The sequence below is a fragment of the Microbacterium sp. ARD31 genome (assembly GCF_031844425.1).
The window spans coordinates 128,850-141,907 of sequence record NZ_JAUZVE010000011.1; the positions used below are offsets into that span (position 1 = coordinate 128,850).

Below are 13,058 nucleotides of genomic sequence, written 5' to 3' on the forward strand. Positions count from 1 at the left end.
CGTCACACCACCGCGCCACCTCGCGGCATCCGCGCCGCCGATCGATACAGCGGATGCCGGAACGTGCCGCGGTCCGACACGTTCGCCACGCCACCGCGCCAGGTGGCGGCATCCGCGCCACCCTCCGACACGTTCGTCACACCACCGCGCCACCTCGCGGCATCCGCGCCACCCTCCGACACGTTCATCCCACCACCGCGCCAGGTTGCGGATGCCGGAACGTACCGCGGTCCGACACGTTCGCCACGCCACCGCGCCACCTCGCGGCATCCGCGCCGCCGATCGATACAGCGGATGCCGGAACTTGCCGCGGTCCGACACGTTCGTCACACCACCGCGCCATGTCGCGGCATCCGCGCCACCCTCCGACGCGTTCATCCCACCACCGCGCCATGTCGCGGCATCCGCGCCACCCTCCGACACGTTCGTCACGCCACCGCGCCAGGTTGCGGCATCCGCGCCGCCGATCGATACAGCGGATGCCGGAACGTGCCGCGGCGGCGTGACGGGACCGCCCGCCGGCCCTCGCCTGCCGGCTCCTCCCCAGGCGGGATGCCGGGAGCAACCACCCACCGACCGGTGGCCGAGCGCCAAACACGGCCGTGTCGCCGGGAGAGTGTCGGGGTGGCCCCGAACGACGCCCTTCCCCTCGAGGTGATCCGCCGATGCGAGCGCGACGATCCGATCGACGACCGAAGGCTCCGCGCACTTCTGGCGGCCGGCGCGTGGGCGAAGATCGCGCCCGGATCCTTCGCCCTCTCGATCGACTGGGACGGGCTGGCGCCGATCGAGCAACACCGGGTCCGGGTGCTCGAGGCGTGCCGGCGAATGCGACCCGGTGCCGTGGTCTCGCATTTCGCCGCCGCTGCCGTCTGGGCGATGGACATCCTCGGCGCGTGGCCCTCGACGGTCGATGTGACCGTCGCCCCCGCCCGGGGAGGGCGCTCGAGTGGGCTGATCCGGCGCCATCCCGCATCGTCCGTGACGCCGCACACCGTCGATTTCGGCGCCCACCGCATCACCACGCCCGCGCAGACGGCCCTTGATCTCGCGCGTGTGCTCCCTTTCGCTCAGGGCGTCGCGGTCGTGGACCAGGCGATCTGGCAGGACCGCGACGGCGGTCGGCTGACCACGCGCGACGACATCCTGGCGCGGCTGGACGACCCCGGACATCGACGCGACCCTCGGGCGCTCCGCGCCATCGGCTTCGCCCGCGGAGAATCGGCGAACCCCCGTGAGTCGCAGAGCCTCGTTGTGCTCGTCCGGCTCGGCTTCCCGCGCCCCCGCCAGCAGGAGCGCCGGGTTCTCCGGAGCGGCCGCCTCGTCTTCGGGGACTTCTACTTCCCCGAGCACGACCACTGGTGCGAGCTCGACGGAAGGGGGAAGTACCTGAGCCCGCAGTTCGGCGCGGACCGCACGGCGGCCGAGATCGTCATCGACGAGAAGGACCGCGAGAACGAGATCCGCCGCGAGGTGCGCGGCTTCTCGCGCTGGGAGCCGGCCGACACCGACCACCCGCGACGCCTCTACGACATCCTGACGTCGGACGGCCTGCCCAGTTCTCTCCCCCGCCCGTAGTCACCCTCGACGTCGCCGTCGCCCTCCCGCGCCAGGTCGCGGTAACCGCGCCAGGTCGCGGCATCCGCGTCACCTTCCGACGCGTTCGCAACACCACCGCGCCACGTTGCGGCATGCGCACCACCTATCCGCGAGTTCGCCACACCGCCGCGCCAGGTCGCGGCATCCGCGGCTCCGATCGATACCGCGGATGCCGCGATGTGCCGCGCCGGCGTGAAACCGCCGCGGGTCACCAGCTGACGGGGAGCGCCTTGCCCTCCTCGTAGCCGGCGGCCGACTGAAGTCCGACGCGGGCGCGGTCGCGGAACTCCGGCACGGACGCGGCCCCGGCGTAGGTGAAGGACGAGCGCACGCCCGAGGTGATCATGTCGATCAGGTCTTCGATGCCGGGGCGCAGCGGGTCGAGGTAGATGCGCGACGACGAGATCCCCTCGGCGAACAGCTCTTTGCGGGCCAGCTCGTACGGGTCGAGGCGCCCGAACCGGTCGTGCACCGCCTTCGTCGAGGCCATTCCCCACGACTCCTTGTATGCCCGGCCGTCCGCGTCGAGCTGCAGCTCGCCGGGAGCTTCGATGGTTCCGGCGAACCACGACCCGATCATGACGGATGCCGCGCCCGCCGCCAGTGCCAGAGCGACGTCGCGTGGGTAGCGGACTCCTCCGTCCGCCCAGACGTGCGCACCATGGGCGCGCGCGGCCTCGGCGGTCTCGAGGACGGCGGAGAACTGGGGACGCCCGACAGCCGTCATCATGCGGGTCGTGCACATCGCGCCCGGGCCCACACCGACCTTGAGGATGCCGGCGCCGGCGGCCACGAGGTCGTCGACGCCGTCGGCGGTGACGATGTTGCCCGCGGCGACGGGTATGTCCAGGCCCGCGCCGGCGACGGCCTGGAGCGCGCGCAGCATCCCCTCCTGGTGACCGTGCGCGGTGTCGACCACGAGGACATCGACGCCGGCCGCGGCGAGCGCCGTCGCTTTGGCCGCGACATCGCCGTTGATCCCGACCGCAGCGGCGACGATGAGGCGACCCGACGCATCGACCGCGGGCCGGTAGAGGGTGGAGCGCAGGGCGCTGCGGCGCGAGAGCGTGCCGACGAGGTGGCCGTGGTGGAGCACGCACACGGTGTCGGCGCCGGTGGCGACGATCAGGTCGAATGCCGTGCGCGCACTGTCGACGTCGTCGGCGTCGATCGAGGCCGACCTGCCGCGGGCGAGATCCCCGAGGCGGGCGTCGGGGAGTGCTGTGCCGAGGCGCAGCGCGGGGACGATGCCGAGGATGTCGTCGACGGCGATGCCCTCGGCGGGTGCGTGCGACGCGTCGGCGACGACGATGCCGTGACCTTCCGTGGCCGGCAGGAGGCGGGCGGCGTCGGCCACCGTCGCCTCGGGAGGAAGCACGAGGGCGGTGTCCCATGTGACGGGCTGGGACTTGACCCATCGGATGGCCGCATCGAGCTCTTGGAGGGGCATGTCCTGCGGCAGCACGCCGAGTCCGCCGCGCCGGGCGAGGGTGGCGGCGAGCCGCGCTCCGGTGACCGAGTTCATGTTCGCCGAGACCAGCGGGATCGTCGCCGCCGTGCCGTCACGAGGCGACAGGTCGACGTCCAGGCGGCTGGCGACGCCGGAGCGTCGAGGCACCAGGAAGACGTCCGAGTAGGTCAGGTCGACGACGGGCCGCTCTCCGTAGAACTCCACCCATCAAGATTAGTGATTCTTTCCCCCACGGATGATGATGGCGATCCGACGGCCCGCGGCCCCGCGTTTCCGAAACCCCGAGACGCAGTCTGGGATACGCTTAACCCTCGTGCGTGCCGGCGCGAGGCGCCCCGCACTTTCTTGATCTTCACCGATGAAAGCAGGCGATCGAGCGTGTCGAGCCAGGTGACGGGCGTCGGGGTTTCGAACGAAGGCGAGTTCGGAGCGAACGAGTGGCTCGTCGACGAGTTGTACGAGCAGTTCCAGAAAGACAAGAACTCCGTCGACAAGGCGTGGTGGCCGATCCTCGAGTCCTACCACCCGGTGGACTCGTCGGCTCCGCGCGTGCCGTCGGCTCCGACGCAGCCCGCGTCCGAGGCCGCGAAGCCCAGCGCCGCGGCGCCGGCGACGCGGACGCCCGCAGCAGCGCCCGCCGCTGACGCACCCGCGGCGGCCGCCCCCGCAGCCGGGGCCGCCCCGACGACCGATCCCAACGGGAACGGCAACGGCTCGCAGCCCGTGGCTCGAACGACGGCGCGCCCGGCGTCGCCACAGCCCATCCCCGCGCAGGCGCCCAAGGTCGCCCCGCCGACGGCCGAGGAGGCCGCCGAGGACAAGGTCACGGTCCTCAAGGGCATGACGAAGGCTCTCGCGGCGAACATGGACGAGTCGCTCACGGTGCCCACCGCGACGAGCGTTCGCACCGTCCCGGCGAAGCTCATGATCGACAACCGCATCGTGGTCAACAACCACATGTCGCGCACGCGCGGCGGCAAGGTGAGCTTCACCCACCTCATCGGGTGGGCGATCATCCGGGCGCTCAAGGAGTTCCCGAGCCAGAACGTCTTCTACGCCGAGATGGACGGCAAGCCGTCCGTCGTGGCACCGGCCCACGTGAACCTGGGCATCGCCATCGACCTCCCGAAGCCCGACGGCACCCGGGCGCTCATGGTCCCCAGCATCAAGCGCGCCGACACCCTCAGCTTCGGCGAGTACCTCGCCGCGTACGAGGATCTCGTCACCCGCGCCCGCGGCGGCAAGCTGACCGCCTCGGACTTCCAGGGCACGACCATCTCGCTGACCAACCCCGGCGGCATCGGCACGGTCCACTCCGTGCCCCGTCTCATGAAGGGGCAGGGCTGCATCGTCGGAGCGGGGGCGCTGGAGTACCCGGCGGAGTTCCAGGGCGCGAGTGACAAGACCCTGCACGAGCTGGCGATCGGCAAGACGATCACCCTCACCAGCACCTACGACCACCGCGTCATCCAGGGTGCGGGCTCGGGCGAGTTCCTCAAGAAGGTCCACGAGCTCCTCATCGGCGAGCGCGGCTTCTACGACGACATCTTCTCGGCGCTGCGCATTCCGTACGCCCCGATCCACTGGGCCAACGACATCAACGTCGATCTGGCAGAGCGCGTCGACAAGACCGCACGCGTCCAGGAGCTCATCAACTCGTTCCGCGTCCGCGGGCACCTGATGGCCGACACCGATCCGCTGGAGTACATGCAGCGGACGCATCCCGACCTCGAGATCGAGAACCACGGCCTGTCGTTCTGGGACCTCGATCGCGAATTCGTCACCGGCGGGTTCGGCGGCAAGCGCCTGATGAAGCTGCGCGACATCCTGGGCGTCCTGCGCGACTCGTACTGCCGCACGATCGGCATCGAGTACATGCACATCCAGGACCCGGGCCAGCGCGCCTGGTTCCAGCAGAACGTCGAGGTCAAGTACCAGAAGCCCAGCCACGACGAGCAGCTGCGGATCCTCGAGAAGCTCAACCAGGCCGAGGCGTTCGAGACCTTCCTGCAGACCAAGTACGTGGGCCAGAAGCGATTCAGCCTCGAAGGCGGAGAATCGCTGATCCCGCTCCTCGACGAGATCCTGCAGGGCGCAGCGGAGGCCGGCCTCGACGGCGCCGCGATCGGCATGGCGCACCGCGGGCGCCTCAACGTACTGACCAACATCGCCGGGAAGACGTACGGACAGGTCTTCCGCGAGTTCGAGGGATCCGTCGCCATCGGATCGAAGAGCGGGTCCGGCGACGTGAAGTACCACCTCGGCACCGAGGGCACGTTCATCGCCGACGGCGGCGAAGAGCTGCCGGTCTACCTCGCCGCCAACCCCTCCCACCTCGAGACCGTCGACGGCGTGCTCGAGGGGATCGTGCGCGCCAAGCAGGATCGGATGCCGATCGGCTCGTTCTCGTGGCTGCCGGTCCTGGTGCACGGCGACGCCGCGTTCGCCGGCCAGGGGGTCGTCGTCGAGACGCTCCAGATGTCGCAGCTGCGCGGCTACCGCACCGGCGGCACGGTCCACGTGGTGGTGAACAACCAGGTCGGCTTCACCACGACGCCGCAGGACGGCCGTTCGTCGGTGTACGCCACCGATGTCGCCAAGACCATCCAGGCGCCGATCTTCCACGTCAACGGAGACGACCCCGAGGCCGTGACCCGGGTCGCCCAGCTGGCTTTCGCGTACCGCGAGCGCTTCCACCGCGACGTCGTGATCGACCTGATCTGCTACCGCCGTCGTGGTCACAACGAGGGCGACGACCCGTCGATGACGCAGCCCCTCATGACCAACCTCATCGAGGCGAAGCGATCGGTGCGCCGGCTCTACACGGAGGCCCTGGTCGGTCGCGGCGACATCACCGAGGAAGAGTACGAGCAGGCCAAACGCGACTTCCAGGACCGCCTCGAGATCGCCTTCGCCGAGACGCACGCCGCCGAGACCGGTGCGTCGGCGGTCGTGGAGCCCGACGACGACGCGGCCGAGCCCGCCGTCGGCGAGCCCGAGACCACCGGCGTGTCCCGCGACGTCGTCGAGGCCATCGGCGACGCGTTCGTCAACAAGCCCGAGGGCTTCACCGTTCACACCAAGCTCCAGCAGCTCCTCGACAAGCGGCACGACATGAGCCGCAAGGGCGGTATCGACTGGGCGTTCGGCGAGCTGCTGGCGTTCGGCTCGCTCCTGCTCGAGAAGACCAACGTCCGCCTCGCCGGGCAGGACTCCCGGCGCGGCACCTTCGTGCAGCGCCACTCGGTGCTGCACGATCGCGCGAACGGCCAGGAGTGGATCCCGCTCACCAACCTCAGCGAGGATCAGGGCCGCTTCTGGGTCTACGACTCGCTGCTGAGCGAGTACGCGACCATGGCCTTCGAGTATGGGTACTCGGTCGAGCGGCCCGACGCCCTGGTGCTGTGGGAGGCGCAGTTCGGCGACTTCGCCAACGGCGCCCAGTCGGTGGTGGACGAGTTCATCTCCTCCGCCGACCAGAAGTGGAGCCAGCAGTCCAGCCTCACGCTCCTGCTCCCCCACGGCTACGAAGGCCAGGGGCCGGACCACTCCTCGGCCCGCATCGAGCGATACCTGCAGATGTGCGCGCAGGACAACATGACCGTCGCGCGTCCTTCCACACCCGCGTCCTACTTCCACCTGCTGCGCCGTCAGGCCTACCAGCGCCCGCGGCGGCCGCTCATCGTCTTCACGCCCAAGGCCATGCTGCGCCTGCGCGGTGCGACGAGCCCCGTCGAGGACTTCGTCGAGGGCCGGTTCCAGCCGGTGCTCGATGACACGCGATCGCTCGACAGGAACGCGGTGAAGCGGGTGCTGCTGCACTCCGGCAAGATCCACTGGGATCTGAAGGCGGAGCTGGAGAAGAACCCGAACCCCGAGGTCGCGCTGGTCCGTGTGGAGCAGTTCTACCCCGCGCCGATCGACGAGCTCAACGCCGTGATCGACACCTACCCGAACGCACACCTGGTCTGGGTTCAGGACGAGCCCGAGAACCAGGGCGCCTGGCCGTTCATCGCGCTCGAGATCGTCAAGCACCTGCACGGGCGCACGATCCGCCGCGTCTCGCGCCCGGCTGCCGCGTCCACAGCCACGGGCTCGCCCAAGGTGCACGCGCTGGAGCAGGCCACAATCATGCAGAAGGCCCTCACGCTGTAATCTCGGACCACGACAGCGCGATGGCGGCGGGCTCCGGCTCCGCCGCCATCGCGCTTCCTCCCTGTCGCGAACGGAGCGCGCGTGGATCTGCTGCTGCTGGTCAACCCGACCGCCCGCTCCGGGACCGCCCGCCGGATCGCCGCGCACGCGGCGCGGATGCTCCGCGAGCGCGGCGTCGTCACCACGGTGGTCGTAGGCGGGGACGCCGACGGCTCCCGCGCCCTCGTGCGCGAGGCTCTCTCCTCCGGCGCGGACGCCGTCGCCGTGTGCGGTGGCGACGGCACGGTGCGGCTGGCGATCGAGCAGATGGCCGGCAGCGGCATCCCTCTCGGGATCATCCCCGCAGGGACGGGCAACGATGTCGCGGCCTGCCTCGGGATCCCCCACCGGGATGCCGCAGCCGCCGTCTCGGCGATCGTCGACGGCACCACCCGGCACATCGATCTCGGCGTCGTGACGTCCACGCCGGCCGGGACCGACCGGGTGTCGCGGACGCTCTACGCGAGCGTCCTGGCCTGCGGCTTCGATGCGCGGGTCAACGACCGCGCGAATCGCATGCGGTGGCCGAAGGGATCCGCTCGTTACACCCTGGCGATCCTCCGCGAGTTCCTGACGCTGCGCGCCACGCGGTTCACCCTCGACCTCGAGCTGCCTGACGGCACGTGGGAACGCAGGGAGGAGGAGCTGCTGATGGCGACCGTCGCGAACGGTCCGACGTACGGAGGCGGCATCCCCATCTGCCCGGTCGCCGATGTCGGCGACGGGCTGCTGGACGTCGTGCTGATCCGTCCGATGACGCGGGTCCGGCTGCTGCGACTGCTCCCCCGCCTGTACGCCGGAAGACACCTCGATGCGCCCGAGGTGCGGATGACGCGTGTGCGCTCGGTGCGCGTGTCCGCCGAGGGTCAGCGCGCCTATGCCGACGGTGATATCGCCGGTGAGCTGCCGGTCACCGTGACCGCGATGCCCAGGGCGGTGGAGGTCTTCGTCGCGACGTGACGTCCGCGCCGATCAGTGGGCGGGGTGCGCGTCGCGCAGCTTCGCGAGGACCTGTGCGCGCAGCTCTTCGGGAGCCGTCTCTTTGCAGGCGCGCGCCAGAACGTCGGTCAGCGTCCGAGCCACGAGCGCCTCGTCGCGGCATCCCGGACAGTTGTCCAGGTGCTCGGTGATGTCGGAGTGCTTCGTCTTGCAGACCTCGTCGCGCAGGTACTCCTCGAGGTCGCGGCGCGCCTTCTCACAGCCGCAGTCGGTCATTTCTTGCTCCTCGTGGCGGCGGTGAAGCCGCGCTCAGTGGCGTAATCGGCGAGCAGTTCGCGAAGCATCCGTCTGCCGCGGTGCAGCCGGCTCATCACGGTGCCGATCGGGGTTTTCATGATGTCGGCGATCTCCTGGTATGCGAAGCCCTCCACGTCTGCCAGGTACACCGCCAGGCGGAAGTCCTCGGGGATCGCCTGGAGGGCGTCCTTCACCGCGGATGCCGGCATGTGGTCGATCGCCTCGGCCTCAGCGGAACGGCTGCTCGAAGCGGTCGTGGACTCCGCCCCGCCCAGCTGCCAGTCCTCGAGCTCGTCGATCGTGCCCTGGAAGGGCTCGCGCTGCTTCTTGCGGTAGGTGTTGATGTAGGTGTTGGTGAGGATCCGGTACAGCCACGCCTTCAGATTCGTCCCCTGCGTGAAGGTCGCCCACGAGGCGAACGCCTTGACGAACGTCTCCTGGACGAGGTCGGCGGCGTCGGCGGGGTTGCGGGTCATGCGCATCGCCGCGGCGTACAGCTGGTCCATGAAGGGCAGAGCCTGCTCTTCGAACTGCGCGCTCGCGTCCTGCTCCTGCTGGGGCTGCTCGATCATCACGGGCCAGTCTACGGCGGGCTGCGTCGAATGCCCGGGGACGAGGGCGTCGACGGCATCGGCACGCTCGAGGGTGGCGATCATGCGGCTCCGTTCACGGCGAGTGTGCGAGGGTCCGGACTTCCGGGTTCAGTAGGGTAGGAACCGATGACAGTCAACGGGTATTCCCCCGCACGCGCACAGGGTTCGCGCGCGGCGTGGCGCGCGCCGCGCGCGGAGCGTCCGGTGCATGCCACCGTGACCGTCCCCGGCTCGAAATCGCTCACCAATCGCGAGCTGATCCTGTCGGCGCTGGCCGACGGTCCGAGCCGGCTGACCGCTCCCCTCCACTCCGACGATTCCGCGCGCATGCTGGGGGCGCTGACCGCCCTGGGCGTGGACATCGCCCGCGAGCCCGGCACGGGGCCGTTCGGCGACGACCTGCACATCACCCCCCACTTCCCCCTCCGCGGCTCGACCGAGGTCGACTGCGGCCAGGCCGGCACGGTCATGCGCTTCGTCGCCGCTCTGGGCGGCTTCGCCGCGGGCGATGTGACCCTGACCGCCCACGAGAGCGCCCTGCACCGCCCGATGGGTGCGATGATCTCGGCGCTGCGCGATGTCGGCGTCGACATCGACGACGGCGGACACTGGTCGCTGCCGTTCACGGTGCGCGGGCACGGTCATGTCCGTGGCGGCGAGGTCACGATCGACGCCAGCGCGTCGAGCCAGTTCGTCTCCGGCCTCCTCCTCGCGGCACCGCGCTTCGACGTCGGCCTGCACCTGGTGCACCGAGGCGCGCGACTGCCCAGCATGCCGCACATCGACATGACCGTCGAGGCCCTCGCCCACCGGGGCGTGCACGTGGAGCGCCCGCGGGTGGGGGAATGGATCGTCCCGGCCGGGCCCCTCCGAGGCAAGGACGTCTCGATCGAACCCGATCTGTCCAACGCCGCGCCGTTCCTGGCGGCGGCCATGGTCACCGGCGGCGCCGTGACCGTGACCGGCTGGCCGGCCCGCTCGACCCAGCCGGGGGCGATGCTCAGCGACATCCTCTCGCTCATGGGCGCCAAGGTCTCCCGGCGCGGCGGCGCCCTCACCGTCACGGCGGGTTCCGGCATCCACGGGGTGGATCTCGATCTCTCGGCGGCGGGCGAGCTCACGCCGACGATCTTCGCGCTGGCCGCTCTGGCGGACGCCCCGACCACGCTCTACGGCATCGGTCACATCCGCGGTCACGAGACCGACCGGATCGCCGCGCTCGCGGGCGAGCTGCGGCGCCTGGGCGGCGAGGCGCACGAGCTGGAGGACGGCATCCGGATCGTTCCCCGCGACCTGCGCGGCGGACTCTGGCGCGCCCACCACGATCACCGCATGGCCACCACCGGGGCGCTGCTCGGTCTCGTCGTCCCGGACGTCCTCGTCGACGACATCGGCACGACCGCCAAGACGATGCCCGAGTTCCCCCAGCTGTGGCAGGCCATGCTCGACGGCTCCCCCGGACACGGCCCGGCGCCGGAGGCCCTGCACGCATCGTGAGCTGGCTCGACGACCTGGACGACGACGAACCCGAGTTCGACGAGGCCGACGTGCGGGTGAGACCCAATCCGAAGGCGAACCGCCCGCGCACCAAGCGGCGCCCCGCACACGCCGACGCCCGCACGGCCCGCGTCCTGGGCGTGGACCGCGGCCGCTACACCGTGCTGGTCGACGAGGACGGCCCCGACGAGCACTCGGTGCTGGCGGTCCGTGCGAGAGAGCTGCGGAAGATGCCCATCGTGACGGGCGACCGGGCCCGCGTCGTCGGCGACTCCTCCGGCGACCAGGGCACCCTCGCCCGGCTGATCGGCATCGAGGATCGCACGTCGCTGCTGCGCCGCAGCGCCGACGACACCGATCAGGTCGAGCGCATCGTCGTCGCCAACGCCGATCAGATGCTCGTGGTCGTCGCCGCTGCGGACCCCGAGCCGAGGGCGCGGCTCGTCGACCGCTATCTCATCGCCGCCCTGGATGCCGGCATCCGCCCCCTCCTCGTGGTGACCAAGACCGACCTCGCCGACCCGGCACGCTTCCTCACCCACTTCGAGGGCCTCGATCTCCAGGTGTTCACCAGTGCCCGCGAAGACATGCCCGTCGATCGCATCGGCGCCGCCCTGGTCGGTCACTCCACCGTCTTCGTCGGCCACTCCGGCGTCGGCAAGTCCACCCTCGTCAATGCCCTCGTCCCGAGCGCGCAGCGCGCGACAGGCCACGTCAACGTCGTCACGGGCCGCGGGCGCCACACGTCCAGCTCGACGGTTTCGCTGCGCTACCACGGTCACGGGGGCCGAGGATGGGTGATCGACACGCCCGGCGTGCGCTCCTTCGGTCTCGGTCACGTCGACCCGGCGAACATCCTTCGCGCGTACACGGACCTCGCCGAGATCGCCGAGGAGTGCCCGCGCGGCTGCACGCACCTGCCGGACGCGCCGGACTGCGCGATCGCCGACGCTCTCCAGCAGGGGCGCCTGGGCCCCCGCGGAGCCGAGCGGCTGGACTCGCTCCAGCGACTGCTCGGGACCTTCGCCGACCGCCCCGCAACCCGCGGATCGGACACGTGACCGGCCGTTAGGGTGGTCGGATGAGCGATGTGAAACTCGAGCCCGGCGACACCGCCCCCGCCTTCTCTCTGCGCAACCAGGACGATCAGCTCGTCGAGCTGTCGTCGCTGCGCGGACGGAACGTCATCGTCTTCTTCTACCCTGCGGCGATGACCCCGGGGTGCACGACCGAAGCGTGCGACTTCCGGGACAGCCTCGCCCCGCTTCAGTCCGCCGGGTACGAGGTCGTCGGCATCTCGCGAGACGACACCGCGAAGCTGCGCGAGTTCCGCGAGCGCGACGCGCTGACCTACGACCTGCTGAGCGACCCCGACCACGCCGTCCACGACGCGTACGGCGCGTGGGGCGAGAAGACCAACTACGGCAAGGTGGTCCAGGGCGTCCTGCGTTCGACCTTCGTCATCGACGGTGACGGCCGCGTGTCCGACGCGCTGTACAACGTCAAGGCCACCGGCCACGTCGCGCGCATCCGCAAGCTCGTCGGACTGGACGCCTGACGCGGGCTCAGCCGTCGGCGCCCGGGCGCTCGCGCGCCGGAGCGGCACGTCGGACGGCGAGCACCAGCAGAGCCAGGACGACGAGGGCGGGCACGGCGAGGGCCACCGCTGTCGTCGGGGCCGCGTAGGCGCCTGTCGCAGCCCCGAGCGCGACCGCCAGGATCAGCAGCTGCGTCACGATCCCGCCCGATCTCCCCCACGAGAGTCCGCGCCACACCGCGACGGCGAAGGCGAGGATCGCCACCCCGCCCAGGGCGGTGAGCACGAGCAACGCGATCGCGCTGCTGAGCGACCCGGTGTCACCGGACGCCAGCGCGGCGATCTCCCACGCCGCCAGTCCCAGCACTCCCAGGCCTTCGGCGGCGAGGAGCACCGCTGCCAGCCGGCTGACGACATCCGTGGCCATCGATCACCGATCCCTTTCGTTCCCCGGCCCGATCGCGCCTCGGCGCGGGGGCGGAAGCACGCGAATCCCGCACGCGAGTGGCGATTCGCCCTTGATCCAGGTAAACGGCTGTGGGACGATGGGTGAAGCCGTGTGCTCCCACAGTGCCGTGGGGCGAGCAGAAGCTCGCACATCCCACCAGGGTATCGGACCCGAACCGGGCCCTCGACACTCGATCATCATCGTCACAAGGAGCATCACCATGGATTGGCGCGACAAGGCAGCCTGCCTGACCGTCGACCCGGAACTCTTCTTCCCCGTGGGGAATACAGGGCCGGCCGTCGACCAGATCGAGAAGGCGAAGGCCGTGTGCGCCACGTGCACCGTCACCGAGGTCTGCTTGCAGTACGCCCTGGAGTCCGGTCAGGATTCGGGCGTGTGGGGCGGCCTGTCGGAGGACGAGCGCCGCGCGCTCAAGCGTCGCGCAGCCCGCGCACGACGCGCTTCCTGAGCATCGCCGACGAA

At 70.6% G+C, this 13,058-nt stretch carries 12 protein-coding genes; 7 read left to right on the forward strand and 5 right to left on the reverse strand.

From position 1 onward, the window contains the following. Window positions 1–2: 2 nt before the first annotated feature. Window positions 3–188 carry a hypothetical protein gene (locus tag Q9S36_RS24065; RefSeq protein ID WP_311287350.1) on the reverse strand — a complete coding sequence of 62 codons (186 nt, stop codon included), beginning with the start codon at window positions 186–188 and terminating at the stop codon, window positions 3–5. Between the two features lie 436 nt (window positions 189–624). On the opposite strand from Q9S36_RS24065, the gene Q9S36_RS24070 reads away from it, so the two are divergent. Continuing rightward, window positions 625–1,578, forward strand: coding sequence for a hypothetical protein (locus Q9S36_RS24070; protein WP_311287351.1), 954 nt, complete (start codon window positions 625–627; stop codon window positions 1,576–1,578). 229 nt (window positions 1,579–1,807) lie between these two features. Here Q9S36_RS24070 and Q9S36_RS24075 read toward each other — a convergent pair whose 3' ends face one another. Continuing rightward, on the reverse strand, window positions 1,808–3,274 hold the full coding sequence (locus tag Q9S36_RS24075; protein ID WP_311287352.1) for a GuaB1 family IMP dehydrogenase-related protein: 1,467 nt from the start codon (window positions 3,272–3,274) through the stop codon (window positions 1,808–1,810). Between the two features lie 174 nt (window positions 3,275–3,448). On the opposite strand from Q9S36_RS24075, the gene Q9S36_RS24080 reads away from it, so the two are divergent. Both Q9S36_RS24080 and Q9S36_RS24085 read left to right on the forward strand, forming a co-directional pair. Then, window positions 3,449–7,225 carry a multifunctional oxoglutarate decarboxylase/oxoglutarate dehydrogenase thiamine pyrophosphate-binding subunit/dihydrolipoyllysine-residue succinyltransferase subunit gene (locus Q9S36_RS24080; RefSeq protein ID WP_311287353.1) on the forward strand — a complete coding sequence of 1,259 codons (3,777 nt, stop codon included), beginning with the start codon at window positions 3,449–3,451 and terminating at the stop codon, window positions 7,223–7,225. An 81-nt stretch (window positions 7,226–7,306) separates the two neighbouring features. After that, window positions 7,307–8,224, forward strand: coding sequence for a YegS/Rv2252/BmrU family lipid kinase (locus Q9S36_RS24085; protein ID WP_311287354.1), 918 nt, complete (start codon window positions 7,307–7,309; stop codon window positions 8,222–8,224). A 12-nt stretch (window positions 8,225–8,236) separates the two neighbouring features. Here the strand turns inward: Q9S36_RS24085 and Q9S36_RS24090 are convergent, their stop codons facing one another. After that, window positions 8,237–8,479 carry a zf-HC2 domain-containing protein gene (locus tag Q9S36_RS24090; protein ID WP_311287355.1) on the reverse strand — a complete coding sequence of 81 codons (243 nt, stop codon included), beginning with the start codon at window positions 8,477–8,479 and terminating at the stop codon, window positions 8,237–8,239. Further along, a complete protein-coding gene (locus Q9S36_RS24095) occupies window positions 8,476–9,156 on the reverse strand; it encodes a sigma-70 family RNA polymerase sigma factor (RefSeq protein ID WP_311287356.1) in 681 nt (226 codons plus the stop codon). Before Q9S36_RS24095 ends, Q9S36_RS24090 begins: the two co-directional genes overlap by 4 nt. A gap of 63 nt (window positions 9,157–9,219) precedes the next feature. On the opposite strand from Q9S36_RS24095, the gene aroA reads away from it, so the two are divergent. The 3 genes from aroA to bcp are packed head-to-tail and all read left to right on the forward strand — an operon-like array spanning window position 9,220 to window position 12,148. Beyond that, window positions 9,220–10,590, forward strand: coding sequence for a 3-phosphoshikimate 1-carboxyvinyltransferase (aroA, locus tag Q9S36_RS24100; RefSeq protein WP_311287357.1), 1,371 nt, complete (start codon window positions 9,220–9,222; stop codon window positions 10,588–10,590). After that, window positions 10,587–11,651: a ribosome small subunit-dependent GTPase A gene (gene rsgA / locus Q9S36_RS24105; RefSeq protein WP_311287358.1), complete on the forward strand. Its 1,065-nt coding sequence runs from the start codon at window positions 10,587–10,589 to the stop codon at window positions 11,649–11,651. The genes aroA and rsgA overlap by 4 nt, the downstream gene beginning before the upstream one ends. Before the next feature lie 20 nt (window positions 11,652–11,671). Beyond that, on the forward strand, window positions 11,672–12,148 hold the full coding sequence (bcp, locus tag Q9S36_RS24110) for a thioredoxin-dependent thiol peroxidase (protein ID WP_311287359.1): 477 nt from the start codon (window positions 11,672–11,674) through the stop codon (window positions 12,146–12,148). 7 nt (window positions 12,149–12,155) lie between these two features. Here bcp and Q9S36_RS24115 read toward each other — a convergent pair whose 3' ends face one another. Then, the gene (locus Q9S36_RS24115) at window positions 12,156–12,554 is read right to left on the reverse strand and encodes a histidine kinase (protein WP_311287360.1); all 399 of its coding nucleotides are present in this window, start codon (window positions 12,552–12,554) and stop codon (window positions 12,156–12,158) included. A 241-nt stretch (window positions 12,555–12,795) separates the two neighbouring features. Between Q9S36_RS24115 and Q9S36_RS24120 the strand changes: the two genes are divergently transcribed. Continuing rightward, window positions 12,796–13,044, forward strand: coding sequence for a WhiB family transcriptional regulator (locus Q9S36_RS24120; protein WP_251453216.1), 249 nt, complete (start codon window positions 12,796–12,798; stop codon window positions 13,042–13,044). Window positions 13,045–13,058 lie beyond the last annotated feature (14 nt).